This is a genomic window from Quadrisphaera granulorum (assembly GCF_003149145.1).
GTDB lineage: Bacteria > Actinomycetota > Actinomycetes > Actinomycetales > Quadrisphaeraceae > Quadrisphaera > Quadrisphaera granulorum.
In genome coordinates, this window is sequence record NZ_QGDQ01000004.1 from 26,505 (window position 1) to 44,525 (window position 18,021).

At 73.1% G+C, this 18,021-nt stretch carries 11 protein-coding genes; 7 read left to right on the forward strand and 4 right to left on the reverse strand.

Translation table 11 applies throughout. The features are described from left to right. Window positions 1–155: 155 nt before the first annotated feature. Complete coding sequence (locus BXY45_RS04835) at window positions 156–890, forward strand: PP2C family protein-serine/threonine phosphatase (RefSeq protein WP_170131315.1); 735 nt, start codon at window positions 156–158, stop codon at window positions 888–890. A gap of 31 nt (window positions 891–921) precedes the next feature. Continuing rightward, the gene (locus tag BXY45_RS04840; RefSeq protein ID WP_109773198.1) at window positions 922–1,710 is read left to right on the forward strand and encodes a hypothetical protein; all 789 of its coding nucleotides are present in this window, start codon (window positions 922–924) and stop codon (window positions 1,708–1,710) included. 30 nt (window positions 1,711–1,740) lie between these two features. Here BXY45_RS04840 and BXY45_RS04845 read toward each other — a convergent pair whose 3' ends face one another. The 3 genes from BXY45_RS04845 to BXY45_RS04860 form a co-directional block, all read right to left on the reverse strand. Further along, entirely contained in the window at window positions 1,741–5,295 is a 3,555-nt protein-coding gene (locus BXY45_RS04845) for a protein kinase domain-containing protein (RefSeq protein ID WP_109773199.1), read from the reverse strand. Window positions 5,296–5,546: 251 nt separating this feature from the next. Continuing rightward, the gene (locus tag BXY45_RS04850; RefSeq protein ID WP_170131316.1) at window positions 5,547–7,277 is read right to left on the reverse strand and encodes a glycoside hydrolase family 16 protein; all 1,731 of its coding nucleotides are present in this window, start codon (window positions 7,275–7,277) and stop codon (window positions 5,547–5,549) included. Window positions 7,278–7,440: 163 nt separating this feature from the next. Then, the gene (locus BXY45_RS04860) at window positions 7,441–8,634 is read right to left on the reverse strand and encodes an aminotransferase class I/II-fold pyridoxal phosphate-dependent enzyme (RefSeq protein ID WP_109773202.1); all 1,194 of its coding nucleotides are present in this window, start codon (window positions 8,632–8,634) and stop codon (window positions 7,441–7,443) included. 68 nt (window positions 8,635–8,702) lie between these two features. Here BXY45_RS04860 and BXY45_RS04865 point away from each other — a divergent pair, with 68 nt between their 5' ends. The 3 genes from BXY45_RS04865 (at window position 8,703) to BXY45_RS04875 (ending at window position 12,691) form a co-directional block, all read left to right on the forward strand. After that, window positions 8,703–9,839: a glycosyltransferase family 4 protein gene (locus tag BXY45_RS04865; RefSeq protein WP_211319237.1), complete on the forward strand. Its 1,137-nt coding sequence runs from the start codon at window positions 8,703–8,705 to the stop codon at window positions 9,837–9,839. Window positions 9,840–10,091: 252 nt separating this feature from the next. Continuing rightward, window positions 10,092–11,279 (forward strand): glycosyltransferase, encoded by a 1,188-nt coding sequence (locus tag BXY45_RS04870; RefSeq protein WP_109773203.1) that lies wholly within the window; start codon window positions 10,092–10,094, stop codon window positions 11,277–11,279. Continuing rightward, on the forward strand, window positions 11,276–12,691 hold the full coding sequence (locus BXY45_RS04875; protein ID WP_109773204.1) for an acyltransferase family protein: 1,416 nt from the start codon (window positions 11,276–11,278) through the stop codon (window positions 12,689–12,691). Before BXY45_RS04870 ends, BXY45_RS04875 begins: the two co-directional genes overlap by 4 nt. A 111-nt stretch (window positions 12,692–12,802) precedes the next feature. Here BXY45_RS04875 and BXY45_RS04880 read toward each other — a convergent pair whose 3' ends face one another. Beyond that, on the reverse strand, window positions 12,803–15,451 hold the full coding sequence (locus BXY45_RS04880; protein ID WP_109773306.1) for a GMC oxidoreductase: 2,649 nt from the start codon (window positions 15,449–15,451) through the stop codon (window positions 12,803–12,805). Window positions 15,452–15,602: 151 nt separating this feature from the next. On the opposite strand from BXY45_RS04880, the gene BXY45_RS04885 reads away from it, so the two are divergent. Both BXY45_RS04885 and BXY45_RS04890 read left to right on the forward strand, forming a co-directional pair. Further along, a complete protein-coding gene (locus tag BXY45_RS04885; protein WP_109773205.1) occupies window positions 15,603–16,955 on the forward strand; it encodes an FAD-dependent oxidoreductase in 1,353 nt (450 codons plus the stop codon). Window positions 16,956–16,975: 20 nt separating this feature from the next. Next, window positions 16,976–17,878 (forward strand): hypothetical protein, encoded by a 903-nt coding sequence (locus tag BXY45_RS04890; protein ID WP_146211078.1) that lies wholly within the window; start codon window positions 16,976–16,978, stop codon window positions 17,876–17,878. The last annotated feature ends 143 nt before the right edge of the window (window positions 17,879–18,021 follow it).

The window sequence follows — 18,021 nt, forward strand, 5'->3', positions numbered from 1 at the left end:
GGCAGGGGTGCCCCCGCCTCACCCCGCCCCCGCCGCGATGCTCGGGGGGCACCGCGACAGCGGAGCCGCGCCCTTCCCGGAGGTCACCGATGCGGCAAGTCAGGAGCGCGCAGGCTACGAGTGGGGGGCGATGTCACCGCAGTGAGGTGGCAGTGGTGGGCCTGACCCACCGCGGCAGCACGCGCGAGCGCAACGAAGACGCGCTGCTGCTCGGGGGCCGGATCAGCCAGACGGACGTGGGCACGCCCACCCGCGTCGTCCTGCCCGAAGCTGGTGGGCTGGTCGCTGTGGCGGACGGGCTCGGCGGACGTCCCGCCGGTGACCGCGCCAGCAGGGCAGCGCTGCTGGCCCTCTCGCGATGGCCGCTCGCTGAGCTCGACGGCACCCGCACCACCGCGCAACTCACCGAGCAGTTCACCGCGGCGCTCACCGAGGCGGGCAGCGCCGTACGCGCCGACTCCTGGGGGTGCGAGGAGCGACGCGGGATGGCGACGACGGTGGCCGGCCTGGCCTTCACCACCGACGGCCAGGCGATCACCTTCAACGTGGGCGACAGCCGCTGCTACCGCTCGACCCGAACCGGAATGGAGCAGGTCAGCACCGACGACGCCCGGTCGCGCACCGTGCTCACGCAGGTCATCGGCGGCACCGCAGCTCCCACCGGTGACGTCGACGCGCACCTCACCGCGATGCCCGCCGAGCCCGGCACGCGCTTTCTCGTGTGCACGGACGGGCTCCACGGCGCCGTCCCCGATGAGGTGCTCGCGGCGGTGCTCCGCGCGGACCGGACCCTGGAGCAGGTGGTGGAGCGCCTGCAGCTGCTCGCGCTGCAACTGGGAACCACCGATGACCTGACCCTCGCCGTCGCCGAAGTCGTGGGAGAACGCTGACAGCACGGGCGCTGAGTGGGACGCTGCGCCGGTGCCGCAGCAGCACGAGGGGTACGCCGTCATCAGCGCCGGCCGGCAACGCGTCCGCCTGCCCGTCGGGGCGGCGATCACCGCCGGCCGCAGCAGCAGCACCGACCTGCAGATCGGGCACTCCCCCACTGACCTGCGCGTGCCCCGCCTGGCGGTGCGCCTCGAGTGCCGCCGCGACGGCGTGCTCATCTTCAACACCTCCGACAAGCGCACCATCACCGCCGAGGTGTGGCCCGGGCCCGGGTTCGCCGTGCCCCCGCTCTCGCTGGCCGGCAGCGCCCCGCACGCGACGGTGACCCTCGTCATCCATGGCACCGCCGGTGCCCGCCACACCATCACCGTCGACTCCACCCGCCTCCCCGGAGCCTCGGCCCACCTCAGCGGCAATCCCAGCGGGTGGGACGAGGGCGACGACGACGCCGACCAGCGCACCATCGGCTACGAGCGCCTGACGTGGGTCACCGACCGCCAACGCCAGCTGCTGTGCGCGCTCGTGCTGCCGCTGCGCTTCGGCTGGCGGGACCTGGCGGCGGTGCCCACGTACGCGCAGGTGGTGGAGATCCTCGCCGAACGCGGCATCCACCTCAGTGCCAAGCACGTGCGCAACACCCTTGACGAGATCCGCCTGCGGACAGCGCTCGACCACCACGTCGACGACATCCACAGCGACGGCCCCTGCAGCTCCCCCGAACCGCCCAGCTCTTACCTGCCCGCCTTCGCGCAGTGGGTGCTCGTCTCCGGCACCGTCACCGACGACGAGCTGGCCGCCTTCGACGACCTCGCCCACTAGACACCCGGGCGCACTCGTCAACCGGGTGCGCTAGACGACGGCGCCGGCCGCCCGCGCGACGACGTCCTGCCAGTCGGGCTCGCGCGGCGCGTTCACCTGCCGACCTGCGGCGATGAGGCGCTGCGCGCGCTCTGCGCCCAGCTCCTGCTCCAGTGCGTCGACCAGCGGCGGGACCGGCTCCTCCTGCGGCATGAAGTCCTCGGTGTAGCCGAGCACCGAGCCCAGCAGCACCGCGGCGACCTCGGGCCGCGAGCCGACCGCCTGCGCCACCCCCTCCATCCACGCCTCGACGTACTCGTCGTGGGAGGAGATGGTCAGCGTCACGGCCTCCTTCCAGGCACGGCCGTGAGCTGCGGCGGCGCTCTCGGTATCTCCGGTGAGCCGGGCGATCCGGGCCCGCTCGAGGTGGCGGACCATGGCGTGCCCAGCGACGCCGTCATCGCCGTCCGGCGGGAGCTGCACCCGCTCGAGCGCCCCGCGGGCGGCGTCAAGCTCACCCTGTGCGCGCAGGGCACGGGCCCGCCGCAACTGGCACGACTCCACCTGCGACTGCACCTGTGCCTGCGCTGCGCGCGCCTCGCCCTCGTCGAGGAGCCGGTGGGCCGTCGCCCAGTCGCGGAGGTCCATGTGTGCCTGGGCGGCGAGCGTGGTCCGGTAGACGCGCAGCGACTCCGCCGGCGCATCGGCGCCGTCCAGCGCGTCGAAGCTGTCGAGCACGGTCAGCGCTTCGCGCGGGTTCCCCGCCCTGAGCAGCACCTCGGCGAGGTTGATGAAGATCCACCCACGGGCGCGCGGGTCCTGCGACGTCCGCAGCTGACGACGCAGGAACGTGACGACCCAGTCGGGGTCAGCGGGGGCGACCATCCCGCTGATCACCACCAGCTGTCCCTCCAGCGCCCACAGCGGCGTGTGCCGGAACCGCTCGGCAGGCCCGTCGAGAAGGCGGCGCACGTCGGCGAGGGCTGCCCGCGCGTCGCCGACGGTGGTCGCGTACCCGAGCTGGGCGATGCGCAGGTCGACGACGGCGCTGGCGTCCACCTCCTCGCCGTCCGCCTGAGCCAGCGCAGCGGTGAGCTCGGTGTCGGCGCGTTCCAGCCAGCTGGCGGCGTGCTCCCACAGCCCGGCGTTGAAGGCGGCCGCCTCCGCCGCGGTCAAGCACCACAGGCGCGCCGCGAGCGGGCCACCGGGCCGGCTCAGCACGTCGGTGACCAGGGACAGCACGTCGAGCGGACGCCACTGCTGGAGCAGCTCGATGATGATCGGTTGCAGCAGCATCAACTCGGCGTCACGGTCATCCGCGTCTCGCGCCACCGCCAGGGCCGCGAGGAGGTTGTGCAGCTCGCGACTGGCCAGGCCTCGCACCCGCAGGGCCTGCTCCCGCGTGCGCCCCTCGGGCAACGTCACCGCGCGCACGTAGTGCGCGGCAAACTGCGCGCGGACGGCCGCGGCCTCGCCGGCAGCCTCGAGCCGCTCCGCAGCGAACTCGCGGGTGGTCACGAGCAGGCTGTAGCGGTCTTCCGCTGCATCGGCGGCGCCGTCGCCGTCGTCGTCTTCCCCGCTGAGGTGGGCGCGCACGAGGTTGCGCTCGACGAGCCAGGCGAGCACGTCGACCACGCGCCCGGGCTCCCCCATCGACGCGACAGCCTCGGCGGCGTCCAGCGTGAAGGTGCCCGGGAAGACGGACAGCACGCGCAGCAGCTGGCGCTCGGACTCGCCGAGCAGGTCGTACGACCACGCGAACGTGGCGGCCAGGGTCTGCTGACGCTCCGCCGACGTCCGCGCCGCCAGCGGCGGCGTGCCCAGCGCCCAGGAGAGCCGCAGCAGCAACGCCTGCGGCGACAGCACCCGGCTGTGCCCCGCCACCAGCTCCAGCGCGAGAGGCAACCCGTCGACCCGGGAGCAGATCTCGGCGACAGCGCGGGCGTTGCGCTCCGTCAGCCGGAACGTGCTGCGCGCCGCCCGCGCTCGCTGCACGAACAGGGCCACCGACGGCACGCGGGCCAGCGCCTCGACGTCGGCTGCACTCGCGTCGCCCTGCATCGCGGATCGCTGCCGCGCGGGCACGGGCAGCGGCTCGACCGCGTGCACCACCTCACCGCGCAGGCCCAACGGCTCACGGGAGGTGCTGAGGACTCGCAGCTCCGGTCCGCCGCGGAGGACGTCGACGACGGCGACCACCTGCGGGAGCAACTGCTCCAGGTTGTCGAGCACGAGCAGGCCACGCTGGGAGGCGGCCCAGCCGGCAAGCGCTGCCGTCACGTCGGCGCCGGAGACCTCCAGCCCGACGGCGGCCGCGATCAGCCCGGGCACGCGCTCTGCCGAGGTCTCCGCGGTGAGGTCGACGAACCACGCCGCGCCACCTTCAGCGCGGGCCACCACCTCCTGCGCGAGACGCGTCTTGCCGACACCACCCGGACCGACGAGCGTCACCAGGCGCTCGCTGAGCAGGAGCTCGGTGACCTCGCTGACGGCCTCGGCGCGGCCAAGCAGGGAACGTGCCGACGCGGGCGGGGTGTTCGGGGGCTGCGGGGTAGTCAGGGGCTGCGGGGCGGGCGAAACCTCGCTGAGCTCGGTGGCTTCGGTGGCTTCGGTGGGCTCGGTGGCTTCGGTGGGCTCGCCGGCCCCGCTGGCCGACCGGTGGGCGGGGCCTGCCTGCAAGAACCGGATGCTCGGCGCAGCCGCACGGGCGCGGCCGTCGCCGTCGTCGTCCTGCTCTGTTTCATCCAGCACGATGCCGGCGGCTGCGGCGCGGACGGCGTCGGCCAGGCGTCTCACCGTGCGGAAGCGGTGGGCCGGGTCCTTGTGCATGGCGGTGGCGACGACCGCATCGAGGGCGTGGCGGACGGCGGGGTCGGAGAGGTCGTCGCGCTCGTGAGGGGTGGTGTCGGCGCTGGGGGCCGGCAGGGGCGGCACCGGGGTCAGGCGGTGCGCGTCGAGCACGTCGGCCCGCGTGGCGCCCTGGAACGGAGGGTGGCCGGTCAGGCAGTGGAAGAGCAGCGCGCCGAGGGTGTAGACGTCGGCGGTGGCGTCGATCGGGCCACCGGCCGCCTGCTCGGGCGGCATGTACGCCACCGTGCCCACCCGCATGCCGCTGCGTTGGCCCGGGGCGACGGGCAGCGCAAGGCCGAAGTCGCACAGGTAGAGGTGGTCACGTCGTCCCCGGGCCATGAGCACGTTGCCGGGCTTGACGTCGCGGTGCACCAGGCCCCGGGCGTGGGCGGCGGACAGTGCCTCGGCGATCTGCTCGACGACGTCGACGGTCTGCGACAGCGTGAGCGGGCCCGCGGCCAGCACGGACGACAGGGTCGGACCCTCGACGAGGGCCATGTCCAGGTACAGCCGGCCGTCGACCTCGCCGAAGGTGTGCACCGGCACCACGTGCGGGTGGGTCAGCGAGGTGACCGTGCGCACCTCGTCCCGGAACCGACGGCGGAACTCGTCGTCGGCGGAGAGCTCGGGGGCCAGCACCTTGAGCGCCACCCGCCGTCCGCGGACGGTGTCGTGGGCGGCGTACACCACGCCCATGCCACCGCGGCCCAGCACAGACTCCAGCCGGTACGACGCGAAGTGGTCACCGACGTCCACGCATGGCCCCCTCTGGTCCGGGCGGAGGCAGAGGTTAGCGAATGATCACGCGCGCTGGGGCGCCTGTGGTGCTGCTCCCCTGTGCCTCCGGCTGCCCGACCGCCACCTGCCTCCGTGACGACGGACGTGCACAACCTCGCGACACGCCACGCAGAGCCGGCCTCGGCCGACTTCTGCACGTCCGTTGTCACCACAGATCTAGCCGCCCGGCCGGCGGGGAGGGCTGACGTAGCGAGGCCGGGCAACTGGACTCAGGTGTAGACGCGGACCCAGTCGACGTAGAGGTCGCTGACCTGCCCGGTGGCTGCCAGGTCGACGTCGTAGCCGCCCCCGGTCGCAAGATCGAGGAGGAAGAAGAACGGCTGGTCGGCCAGGCCGAGCTGGTCGAGGTGGGCGGTCTGCCTCCCGTCGACGAAGAACCTCGCCGAGCCGTCGGGCATCACCTGCACGCCGTAGGTGTGCCACTGCGCTGCCCAGTCGAAGCCGCGGCCGTAGTCCCAGCGACAGTCGAGCTTGCCGTCGCTGCCCTTCGGGGCACCGAAGGCGTGCGTGGTGTGGCAGCCGCCGGTGGGGTTGTGGCCGTACATCTCGATGGCGTCGAGCTCGCCGGAGGTCTTGCCGTCCGAGCGCGGGGTACCGCTCTCGGAGTTGAGCATCCAGAACGCCGGCCACGCGCCGGCACCGGGTGCGCCGAGCATCCGCGCCTCGAAGTAGCCCTGCTGGGCGCTGAACCCACTGCCGCCGTACCGCTGCGAGGAGAGGATCCCCGCGGCGTGCGGCTGGCCCCACGTGGCCTTCGGGGCCAGCGAGCCGATGGGCTGGGCGCGCACCCGCAGGAAGCCGCCGGGCACGGTGGCCAGGGTGTTGGCGCCGTCGGCCGGGTCGGCGAACAGCGCGCTGCCGAACTGCGACCCGCCGCCCGGCTCGGGCTTGATGGCGGCGTACTGCGCCCCCCAGCCGCTCTGCGTGGCCGACAGCGGACCGGTGAACTCGTCGCTGTACTGCAGGGTCATGCCCGCGGGGGCGTGGTCGTCGGTGCCGTGCGGGGCGGCAGCGCCGGTGTCCTTGAGCAGTTGCACGTACAGCGGCTGCAGGGGCCGGCCGGCGGAGCTGGTGGCGGTGGCCTTGAGGGCATACGGACCGCGCGGCAGGGCACTGACGTCGGCGGTGAGCACCGCGTGCCCGGAGGCGTCGGCGGTGGCGGTGGCCACCCGCCGCAGCGGCGCCTGCAGCGACGAGCTGGCGGCGGTCGCGGCCCACACCGACACCGCGGCACCCGCCGGGGCGTTGAGCACCACCGTGGCGGTGACGCCGGTGCTCGACCCCGGCGTGGGGCAGGCGAGGCTGAGCCGGTCCGGCAGCACGGGCGCGACGCTCGCCGTCGTCGTCCCCCTCCCTGATTCCGAGGACGACGACGAGCAGCCGGCGCGCGGCGGCGTGACCGCGTAGGTCGGCGAGCTCGCGGGCGCGTCCCAGCGGGGCGGCGTACTGCCGACGGCATACGCCGTGAGCTCACGCAGGGCGACCGGCGCGCCGGACACCTGGCGGCGCAGCTCCAGGCGCACCGAAGTGGTGGCGCGCGGCGCGAACGCCACCGTGGTGGGCATGGCACCGCCAGCGGCGATGCCGGAGACCGGTAGCGAGGAGCCGTCGGAGAAGCGGATCACGCCGTACAGCGCTGCGGCGTTCGGCTGGGTGGGGTCGGTGGCGTCGGCGGTGGAGCCGAAGACCTGCACGCTCGCGATGCGGCGGGCCTCCGGCCAGCTCAGCTGCACCCACGGGGCGCCGTCACCGGCCGCGGCCGACCATTCGGCGCCCAGGGCACGGTGCGGGACGTCGCCGTCGAGGAGAGCCGCGGCGGACGCCCCGGGTGCGGCGGAAGAGCTGCTGGTGAGGGCGCCGCGGGTGGAGGCGGGGGCTTCCGTGGCGGCGGTCGCACCGATCGCGCTGGGGCCCACCAGGGCGAGCGCGCCGAGCGCCACCGCGGCGCTCCTCAGGCGGGATCGCACCCCTGCACGGGCGCGTGCAGGATGCGCGGAAGCGGAGCGGGGCACCTGACGAGTCTGTCCGGCAAGGCCCCCGTGCGGGCGGCTTCGCCGGACCCGGCGCGTCACCAGGGTGGCGAACGCCCATGATCACGGAGGGTCAGTCGAGCTTGACGAGGCCTCGCTTGAGCTGGCGGGCGGCCTGCGCGATGCGCTGCTCGTTCTCGATGAGCGCGAACCGGACGTAGTCATCACCCTGCGGCCCGAAGCCGACACCGGGCGAGACCGCCACGTCGCACTCGTTGACGATGAGCTTGGCGAACTCGATGGACTTCAGCTCCGCGTACGGCTCGGGGATGCGCGCCCAGGCGAACATCGTTCCCTTGGGCTTGGGTAGCGGCCAACCCGCCCGATCCAGCCCCTCGACCAGCGCGTTGCGGCGCGACTCGTACACCGACGAGGTCCACTGCGGGTAGTCGAGCTCCTCGTTGAGGGTCACGGTCGCCGCGATCTGGATCGGCTGGAACGTGCCGTAGTCGAGGTAGCTCTTGAGCTTGGCGAGCGCCGCGACCACCTCGCGGTTGCCCACGAGGAACGCCACGCGCCAGCCGGCCATCGAGTACGACTTCGTCATCGAGTACAGCTCGACGGCCACCTCCTTCGCGCCCTCGCACTCCATGATCGACGGGGGCTTCCATCCGTCGAAGGTGGTGTCGGCGTAGGCGAAGTCGTGCACGAGCACCACGTCGCGCTCGCGCGCCCAGTCGACAAGGCGCTGCAGGTCGGCCTTGGACACGACGGCCGTCGTGGGGTTGTGCGGGAACGACAGGACGACGACGCGCGGCTTCGGCCAGCCGTACTCCCACGCCTGCATGACGTTGTCGACGTAGTCGTGCGCCTCGCCGTCCGGGCCCTTCGGGCCGATGGGCACCTGCCGGGCGTCGGCCCCGGCGAAGTACGGCCCCCAGATGTGGATCGGGTACGACGGCGACGGCACCAGCGCGGCGTCTCCCGCCTGGAGCAGCACCCACATGAGGTGGGAGAAGCCCTCCTTGGCGCCGATGGTGCTGATGACCTCGGTGTCCGGGTCGAGGTGGACGCCGAACCGCCGCTGGTAGAGGGCGGCCACGGCCTCGCGCAGCTTTGGCAGCCCGCGTGAGGAGGAGTAGCGGTGGTTGCGGGAGTTGTGCGCGGCCTCGGCGAGCTTCTCCACGGCGGTGGCCGGGGAGGGCAGGTCGGGGTTGCCGAAGCCCAGGTCGACGACGTCACGACCGGCCCGGCGCGCCTGCTGCTTCAGTCCGTCGATGATGGTGAACACGTACGGGGGCAGGCCCTGGATGCGCCGGAACTCCATGGGCCGTGAGCCTACTTCTGCGCCGCGCGGCGGTCCCGGGCCAAGTCGGCGTGGTAGGCACTGCCCCCGTGACCGTCTCCGCGTCCCGACCCCGCTGGCTCGTCATGGCCACCCACGTGCCGGCGTCGGGCCGCCTGGGCGGCATCGTGAGGTACACCGTGGAGGTGGCGCGGGCACTGCAGCGTCGCGACGACGTCGAGGTGCACCTGCTGACCTCCGCCGCCGCTGCCGAGCCCCTCGCCGAGCTCGTGGGCGGGCCGGCGCGAGTGCACGCCGTCCCCGCCGTCCTCGACGGTCGCGCCGGCCCACTGCTGCCCCCGTACGAGAGGTACCTGCTGGGCTGGACCCTGCGCGACTCCTTCGACGTGGTCCACGGCTCCAAGCACCTCGTGCCCTCCCGCGCCCCCGGCTTCACCGCCAAGACGGTGCTCACGGTGCACGACATGATCCTCGCCGACCGGCCCGCCGACTTCCCGCCGGCCAAGCGCGTGCTGCTGCAACGCCCCTACGCGGCGTCCATCCGCCAGGCCGACTCGCTCATCTGCGTCAGCGGCGCCACACGCGACCGGTTGCTCGCGCACCACCCGCAGGTCGCCGACCGCGCCGCCGTCGTGCTCTCGGCCACCAGCCCCACCCTGCTCGAGGCCGACCCCACGCCGGTGGACCAGCTCGCCGGCAAGCGCTTCGGGCTGATCGTGGGTGACACCACGCAGCGCAAGAACGTCGCCACCGCGGTGTCCGCGTGGGCGCGGACGCTGCGCGAGCACCCGGAACACTCCGACGCCGTGCTCGCGCTGGTCGGTCCGCCCGCGTGGGGCACCGAGGCCTACGGACCCGACCGCGCCGCCCTGGTCGCCTCCGGGCACCTGGTGCAGCTGCAGGGCATCGACGACGCCGCCCTCCGCTGGTGCTATGAGAACGCCGCGGTGGTGCTCGCCCCGAGCCTCGTCGAGGGCTTCGGGCTGCCCGCCGTCGAGGCCCTGGACCTGGGCGCCTCGCTGGTGACCAGCACCGACCCGGCACTCGTCGAGGTCAGCGGTGACCGCGCGCTGCACGTCCCGGCGCTCGACGTGGCCGGCTGGGCGACGGCGATCGCCTCCCACCTCGCCCCGGGGACCGCGCGTCGCGGGCGACCCGCCGACGCCGTCCGCACCTGGGACGAGGTCGCCGAGGACACCGTGAAGGTGGTCTTGCACCGCGCGTGAACCGCAGGTGAATGTTGTGTTTCTCCGCGCAGAGCGCTAATACCAGACGCTGATACCAAAGGGGCAAAACGGACGTTCACTCGTTGTGGGCATTCCCGCTGCCCCTGGAGTTACGCCATAGTGGGACCGTCCACTTCCCTCCTAGGGTCCGTGGGCTGGCGCGAAGAAGCTCCCCGGGGGGCCTTCGCGCCAGGGGGGAGGGCTGCGCGCCTCGAGGTCAGGTCCCACCTGTCTACCCCGGAAGGTGCTCGCATGTCGCAGCAGCCGCGCGCCACGATCGTCCATGAACGGTTCACCGAGTACGCCGGCTCCGAGGCCGTCGTCGAAGCGCTTGCCCGTCGCTGGACCTCCGCTCCGCTGCTGGCTCCTGTGGGGCGTCGCGGGGTGCTCCCGTCCGACCTCGAGCTCCGGCTGACCACCACGCCGCTGAGTCGCCTCCTGCGCGGCAGCACCTACGCCCACCTCCTGCCGGCGCTGCCCGTGGCCATGCGCACCCTGCGCCTGCCCGAGTCCGACGTCGTCATTGCCTCCCACCACGCCTTCGCCACCCAGGTAGCGATGAGCACCTCCACACCCGTCGTGGCGTACGTCCACACCCCGGCGCGCTGGATCTGGGAGTCCTCGATGCGCAATGCCGAGGGCGGTGGCCTGGGCGCCGCCGGCCTGGCGGCGTTCTCGGCAGCGTTCAAGCCGTTCGACCGTGAGGCCGCCCAGCACGTGCACACGATGCTGGCCAACTCCTCGTTCGTGGCCGACCGCATCCGCCGCTGGTGGGGCCGTGAGGCCGAGGTGGTCGCTCCCCCGGTGAACACCGACTACTACCGCCCCGACCACCGCACGCCCCGTGAGGACTTCTTCCTCCTCGCCGGGCGTCTCGTGCCCTACAAGCGCCCCGACCTGGCCATCCAGGCAGCGGCCCGTGCCGGCGTCAAGCTGATCGTGGCCGGCGAGGGCCGAGCGATGGAGCACGTCAAAGCGCTGGCCGGCCCGGAGACCACGTTCGTCGGGCGTGTCAGCGACGACGAGCTGCGCAGCCTCTTCCGCCGCTGCCGCGCCCTGCTCATGCCCGGCGTGGAGGACTTCGGCATCGTGCCGGTGGAGGCTCAGGCCTGCGGCGCTCCCGTCATCGGCATCGGCGAGGGCGGCACGCTCGACACCATCCGTCCGGGGGTCACCGGTGAGCTCGTCACCCCGGTGATGGACGACGCCACCGCCGAGGTCGATGCGTGGGCGCAGGCCCTGGTCGACTTCGAGCCCTCTGCGTACGACTCTACGAAGATCCGCGCCCACGCCGAGACCTTCTCCCGCGCCAGCTTCAGCGCCCGCATGGGCGCCGTCGTCGACCGGGTGCTGCAGGGCCCGGCAGTGCCCCGTCCTCGCCGTCACCCGCTGGGCATCCCCACCGCCGCCGCTCCCGGCCAGCTGGCCGCCGCCGGATGAACCCCGCCGGCAGAACTCCCCGACTGCCGGCGCTCGACGGACTGCGTGGCCTCGCCGCCCTCGTGGTGGTGCTGTTCCACGCAGCCGTCATCGTCCCCTCGCTGGGACGCCCCTACGGCCCTGACCCGGCCCCAGGCACCCCCTGGGTGCTCGCACAGACGCCGCTGCACGTGCTGTGGTCCGGCGAAGAAGCGGTCTACGTCTTCTTCGTCCTCTCGGGCTTCGTCCTCGCCCTGCCCCTGGTCAACGGGGCACGTCCGGCACTGCGCACCTGGGTCGTCTACTACCCGCGGCGGCTCGTGCGGCTCTACCTGCCGGTGGCGGCCAGCCTCGTGCTCGCTCTCCTCGCGGTCACGCTGGTGCCACGCACCGTGCACGAGGGCGCCAGCTGGTGGCTCAACGGGCACGCGGAGCCGGTCACGGCCGCGGGCCTGGTGAAAGACCTCACGCTGGTAGCGGGCAACACCTGGCTCAACAGCCCGCTGTGGTCGCTGCGATGGGAAGTGCTCTTCTCCCTCGCCCTACCGGCGTACGTGCTGTTCGCCCGGATCACGCGCCGTGTCTGGTGGCTGGCCGCAGGTCTGCTGGCGCTCGCCACCGCGGCGTTCGCCCACTTGGACGTGCAGGCGCTGTTCTACCTGTCGATGTTCGCGATCGGTGCCGTAGCGGCCGTCCACTCAGAGGCACTGCGCCAGCGTGTGGAGTCGTGGGGTCGCGTCGGCTGGATCACGGTGGCCGTCGTCGCCGTGGCCCTGCTTGAAGTGACCTACCTCGCGCCGCAGGTGCACCTCACGAAGTTCGCGGGGCTCGTCGCCGCCGTCGGGGTGTTCCTGCTGTTCCTCGGGGCGGGTCCGGTGGTCCGCTTCGGCGCCAGCCGGCCCGTGGCGTGGCTCGGCAAGATCTCCTTCAGCCTCTACCTCGTCCACGTGCCGGTGCTGGTGAGCATCGGACAGGTAGCGACCATGCTCGGGGCCCCCGCGGCAGCGGCCCTCGCTGTCGTGGTGGGCCTCCCGCTGAGCCTGCTGCTGGCGGCAGGGTTCCACCGCGTCTGCGAGTCTCCCTCGCACCGGCTGTCGCTGCGGGCGGGCAGAGCGGTGGGAGACCTCTACGACAGGTTCCTCCACCGTCCCCTGGTGCTGCCGGAGACCCCGCAGCTCACCTGGGCCGACCGCGACATGACGCCGCCGGCGCCGCGCAGCGAACGGCCGGACGCACAGCCGGTGGCCGCACGCCTGGCCACCCGGCCGCTCACGCCACCGCGTGGAGTACCCGCGGTCCTCGCCCAGCGCGGACCAGCCCCGCAGACGGGCCCCATCGTGCCGCCGCATCCGCATCCGCAAGCGCAGCACCATCCAGCCCCGGCGACTTCGGTCTCGTCGGCGGGAGAGCCCGTCACCAGCGACACCGCGTAACGACACCGAGTGACAACACCGCGTCACGCCAAGAGACACCGACACGCAGCGAAGGGCCGGGAGCTGATGCTTCCGGCCCTTCGCCGTTGCTCGCCGTTGCCCGACTGTCCGTCAGGAGGCCTCGGCGGCCAGCTCGGCGAGCGCGAGCGCCCGCGCGCGAGACATCCCGTACGGCGGGCGCCACCCGGCGGCGCGCAGCTTGTCGCCGGAGAACCGCAGGCGCCACAGCGGGTTGCCCAGCGCGGGCACCTTGAAGCGCCGCAGGTCGTTGGCCCAGTCCAGGACCCCCGGGGCCGGAGGCAGGAGGAGCTTGCGGTCACCGGTGACGCCCGCGGCGTCCCGCAGGAACGACGCGTGGGTGGCACCGGGGGCGTCGTCCTCGGAGACGTTGAACACCTCCACCGAGCCCGGCGCCCCGTGGCCGGCCAGGCCGCGGGCCAGGCACCAGATGGCTGCGTCGGAGACGTCGCGCACGTACACGTGGTGCGCGTGGCGGTGTCCGCCGATGACGCGCTTGCCGATGCCCCAGCGCGCCACCTCGGCCACCTGGTGGACGTCGACCACCACGGTGGGCCGCAGCACGGCGTAGCGCGTCTGCGAGGCTGCCTCGCGGACCGCGAGTTCGCCGAGCAGCTTGGTGCGGCCGTAGGCGCGCACATAGGCCAGCGCGAGGTACTCCGCGGGCACGTCACGGTCGGGCGTGAGGGTCGGTGAGTCTTCCGTGACGGTGCGGCGACGGGCGCTGCCGTACACCGACACCGTGCTCGTGTAGACGAAGGACGCGACCCCCGCCCGCTCAGCGGCCCGTGCGAGGGTGCCGGTAGCGCGGTGGTTCACCGCCTCCATGACCTCCTGGTCGCCGATCTCCGCGGCGAGGTGCAGCACGCCGTGCACGCCTGCGAGCAGGCTGTCAGCGGTGGCGTCGTCGAGGGTGCGCAGGTCGACCTGGCGCCACTCGAGCGATCCCCCTGCCCCGTCAGCTGCGCCGCTGACCTCGGCGACCGGGCGCGACGTCGTGGCGCGCACGCGGTACCCGCGCGCGAGCAGGTCTTCGCGCACCACCCTGCCGATGCGCCCCGTGGCGCCGGTGAGGAGCACCGTGGTCTCGTCGGGGCGCGCCGGGCGATGCTCAGCCGGCGCCAGCTCGGGCGCCACGGCCACGCTCGCACGTAGGTGGTCGGCCAGGCGCACGCTCATCGCCACGGCCAGCTGCGTGGGGTTGCAGTGGCCCGCGGTGGGGAACGTGGAACTGCCCACCACGTACAGCCCGGCCACGCCGTGGACCTGGCCGTCGACGTCGACGACGCCGGTGGACGGGTCGGACGACATGCGCGTCGTGCCCGTGGGGTGGGCGACGTCGACGAAGCTCGGCGGCAGCTCGCCGTCCTCGTAGACCCACGGCTCCAGGCGCGGCGCGGGCAAGCCCATACGGGGCAGCTGCTCGGCCACCACCTGCGCCATCCGCTTCATGGAGCGAGTCTCGTCGTCGTGGATGCGCCAGTCCAGGCGCGGCAGCGGGTTGCCGAACGGGTCGAGCGCGTCCGACAGCGTGATGCGGGAGTCGGGGTCGGGCCGCTGCTCGGCCATGACCAGCAACACCAGGCCGTCGAGCTTGCGGGGCACGCCGTTGCGCTCCACGAGGTAGTCCTTGACACCGCGGGCGAGCAGCGGCGCGTTGCGCGCCACGGCAGCCACCTCGCGGGGGCTGGGGTGGCCACCGGCGATACGGCGCAGGGCGGCCCACGGGTCGTCGTCGGACCACTGCTCGTTGACGTAGGCGCTGACGTTGAGCAGCTGCTCCGCGCGCTGCAGCTCGGGGCTGAGCCGCAGCCCGCCGCGGAAGAAGCGGCCCTGCACGTTGTAACGGCCCAACCGCTTGGTGAGCTGGGCGGTGGTGGTGACGTCGAAGTCACCGACGGGACCGCGCGGGTGGTCCATGAGGAACCTGCCGACGAGGTCACGGTCGTTGCCGACGCCGTGCTGAGCGGTCTCACGAGAGGCGAGGAGCAGCCGCGCGTTCTCCACACCGCCGGTGGCCAGGACGACGGTGCGCGCCAGCACCTCGAAGGGCTGCCCGGACGGCGGGGTGACGCGCACGCCCCGCACCGCGCCACCGTGCGGCTCCACGAGCACGGAGGTCACCGTGGCGCTTAGGACGACGGTGGTCTCCGGCCCGACGCGCTCGGTGACGGTGCGCCCGAAGCGCGCGTACTCGAAGGGGTAGCTCTCGCGCGGGTCGCGGGAGAACTGCCAGAAGTAGCTGAGCAGCTGGGAGGGGTCGGGCTCGGCCTCGGCCGGTGGCTTGCGGCGGCCCGCGAGCGCCCAGAACTCCTCGCCGGTGTACCCGGAGCCGACGGCCAGGCCCAGGTGGGCGGCGCTGCGGTCGTAGTAGGGCTTCAGGGTGGCGGGGTCGATCGGCCAGCCGGAGTGGGGCACCCAGGGGCGGTGCTCGAAGTCGATCTCGTCGAAGGTGCCGCAGCGCCCACCCCAGGTGTGGGAGGAGCCGCCGAGCACGCGGTTGCGCACCGACCACTGGTCTTCCGCGCGGGGACGCCCGACGCTCTCCACGACGTCGAGGGCGTCTGCGAGGTCGGTGCGGTCGGTGGCGCCGCTCTCCAGCAGGAGCACCCTTAACCCGCTTCCGGCCAGCTCGGAGGCCAGCGAGGTGCCGGACGGACCGGAGCCCACCACCACCACGTCAGCACCCGCGAGAGCGGTCGAGTCGGTGGCGCCACGGTCGGCAAGGTCGATCACGGGCATGGCCACTCCCCTGGTGGGTCTACCGGTCGGTCTGCCGGTACGTCTTGGCGCGGCGACCCTAGCGGTGCCCCTGACCTTCTTGGGGGGACTGGCGCCGGGGCTGATGGCAAGGGTCCCCCCGTCAGGGGGCGAGTAGCCCATACTCCGCCGCATGCCTTCGATGCCCTCACCGCCGGCAAGCGACCACTACGACGCGTTGGTCCTCGGAGCGGGGATCAGCGGCCTGGTGTCCGCATCGGTGCTGCTGGAGCAGGGCGCGCGGCGCATCGCCGTCGTCGACGTCTACCCCCGCGCGGGCGGCAACCACCTCGATGTGGAGATCGGGCCGTACACGTTCGACATCGGCAGCCTGGTGTTCCAGGACGACTCCCCCCTGCTGCGTCACTTCCCCGAGCTGCTGCCGCTGTACGTGCCGATCGACCCGTCGTGGTTGCGCCTGAACCCCCAGGGCACCGTGACCACGTACCCGTTCTCCCCTCGTGACGACATCCTCCGCGCCGGCCCGGTGGAGGTCGTGCGGCTGCTCGCGTCAGCGGTGTCCGCGCGGCTCAAGCGCGCTCCGCAGCGCAACGCGCGCGACTTCGCCGAGCACTGGCTGGGCCCGCGCTTCGTGCACCGCAGCGGCCTGGGCAGCTACATGGAGCGGTTCTGCGGGGTGCCGACCGACCAGATCGACACCGAGTTCGCGCAGAGCCGGATGATGTGGATCGCCGAGCACGCGCAGGTGCGCAACCTCATCAACCGCGTGCTGGAGCCGCTGCGTCGCCGCCCCGCGGCGGGCCCCACCAACCAGCAGCTGGCGCGGCCCCGCTCGGGCTTCGCGGAGCTGTACGCCCCCGTCGTCGCCGGTCTGGAGGCCCGAGGGGTGACGTTCACCGTCGGGACCGAGCTGAAGGCTCTGGAGCGCACGGACCAGGGCCATGGGGACGACGACGGCGACCGCATGTTCACGCTGCACACCGGCGCGGGAGCGTTCAGCGCCCCGCGGGTGGTGTCGACGGTTCCCGTGGACGTAGCACTCGACCTGTGCGACCTGCGAGAAGGGCGAGAGCCGCTGCCCACGGTGCGCCTGGTCACCCTCTTCTACAGCTTCGCCGGGAAGCGCGGCTTCGACTCCTCGGTGTTCTACAACTTCTCCCACGAGGGCACCTGGAAGCGCCTGACGGTGTACTCCGACTTCTACGGCCCCGCGCAGGAGCGGGAGTTCTTCGCGGTGGAGGTGGTCTCCTCCCGCGGCGCGCAGACCGCTGAACAGGCCGACGCCGCCTTCCGCGAGCACGTGGCCGCCAACGGTCTGCTGCGCGGTGACCTGCGCCTGGAGGGCAGCCACGTGCTCGAGCACGCCTACCCCATCTACACACTCGGCAGCGGCGAACGAGCACGCGAGGCGATGGCTGCGCTGCGCGCCTACGGCGTGGAGTCCCTGGGCCGCCAGGGCGCGTTCCAGTACCAGCCGACGGCGCGACACTCCACGCTGGAGGCAGAAGCAGCGCTTCGACGCTGAGGGCGGGCACTCTGAATCATGTGGCTACCTCTCTCGCCCTGAATCCGAGCGGTACTCGAGCCTTCCCCCTGTTGCCGCGCCGCGACAGCGCCGCGGGCCGCGCCGTGGTGACCACGGCGGGTCTGGTCGAGCGTCTCGACCCGAGCGCGATGTCCCTGCCGCTGGCCCTGCGGCGGTCCTCCACGCCGCCGGCAGTCGTCACGTGTGTCTACCGGCGGCGCAACGCCGACCTCGTGACCGCCCTGGCCGGCCCCGAGCACGAGCGCCTGGCCTCCGGCACCCGCTGGAGCAGCTGGGCACTCGACGAGAGCGCCCCTGAGCTGGCGGCCAGCACGGTGGGCACCGGCCCCGGAGCGCGTCTGGAGCTGCACGAGGCAATGCTCGAGCGGGCCGTCCCGCGCGAGGACGACTACTGGGTGATCACCGACGACGACGTGCGCCTGCCTGCGGGCGGGATGCAGCTGCTGCTGCGCGTGGCCGCAGCGGCGGGCCTGGACGTCAGCGGCCCGTCGCACTCGTACACGAGCTTCTGGAGCCACCGTTTCACCCTGAAGCGGCCCCTGAGCATCGCGCGGCTGACCCACTTCGTGGAGATCGGGCCGATCGTGGTGCTCTCGCCGCGCGCCCGCGCGGCGCTCCTGCCGCTGCCCACCGCCTCGGTGACCGGGTGGGGGCTGGAGTCGTACTGGTCCTCGCTCCGCCGCCCCGACCTGCGCTGCGGACTCATCGACGCCGTCACGGTGCGCCACCTCACGCCGATGGGCACCGGGTACGACGCCGAGGCCGAGTACGAGCGGGGGGTGGAGTTCGCCCAGAGCCTCGGCGTGGACGACTTCCAGGCCGACCAGCGCGCCATGATGACGACCGTGGCGACGTGGCGCCCCGGGCAGGTCTCGCCCCCGTGGGTGGTCCGCGCCGGGTGATGTCACTGCAGGTCACTCCGGGATCCACCGAGGGTGACGTGATCGGGCGCGGTGCCCCCTCTCTTGGGGGAACTTCGGCACGCGCTGCCTCTCGGCGGGGTGCCAGCCGTGGACGCGCGGGCATCATGGCGACCGCGCGTCGA

What these genes read in the sequence shown, in the direction of transcription:
- BXY45_RS04885 (WP_109773205.1), top strand. Translation starts at nt 15,603, where the DNA reads ATGCCTTCGATGCCCTCACCGCCGGCAAGCGACCACTACGACGCGTTG.
- BXY45_RS04870 (WP_109773203.1), top strand. Translation starts at nt 10,092, where the DNA reads ATGTCGCAGCAGCCGCGCGCCACGATCGTCCATGAACGGTTCACCGAG.
- BXY45_RS04860 (WP_109773202.1), bottom strand. Translation starts at nt 8,634, where the DNA reads ATGGAGTTCCGGCGCATCCAGGGCCTGCCCCCGTACGTGTTCACCATC.
- BXY45_RS04880 (WP_109773306.1), bottom strand. Translation starts at nt 15,451, where the DNA reads ATGCCCGTGATCGACCTTGCCGACCGTGGCGCCACCGACTCGACCGCT.
- BXY45_RS04875 (WP_109773204.1), top strand. Translation starts at nt 11,276, where the DNA reads ATGAACCCCGCCGGCAGAACTCCCCGACTGCCGGCGCTCGACGGACTG.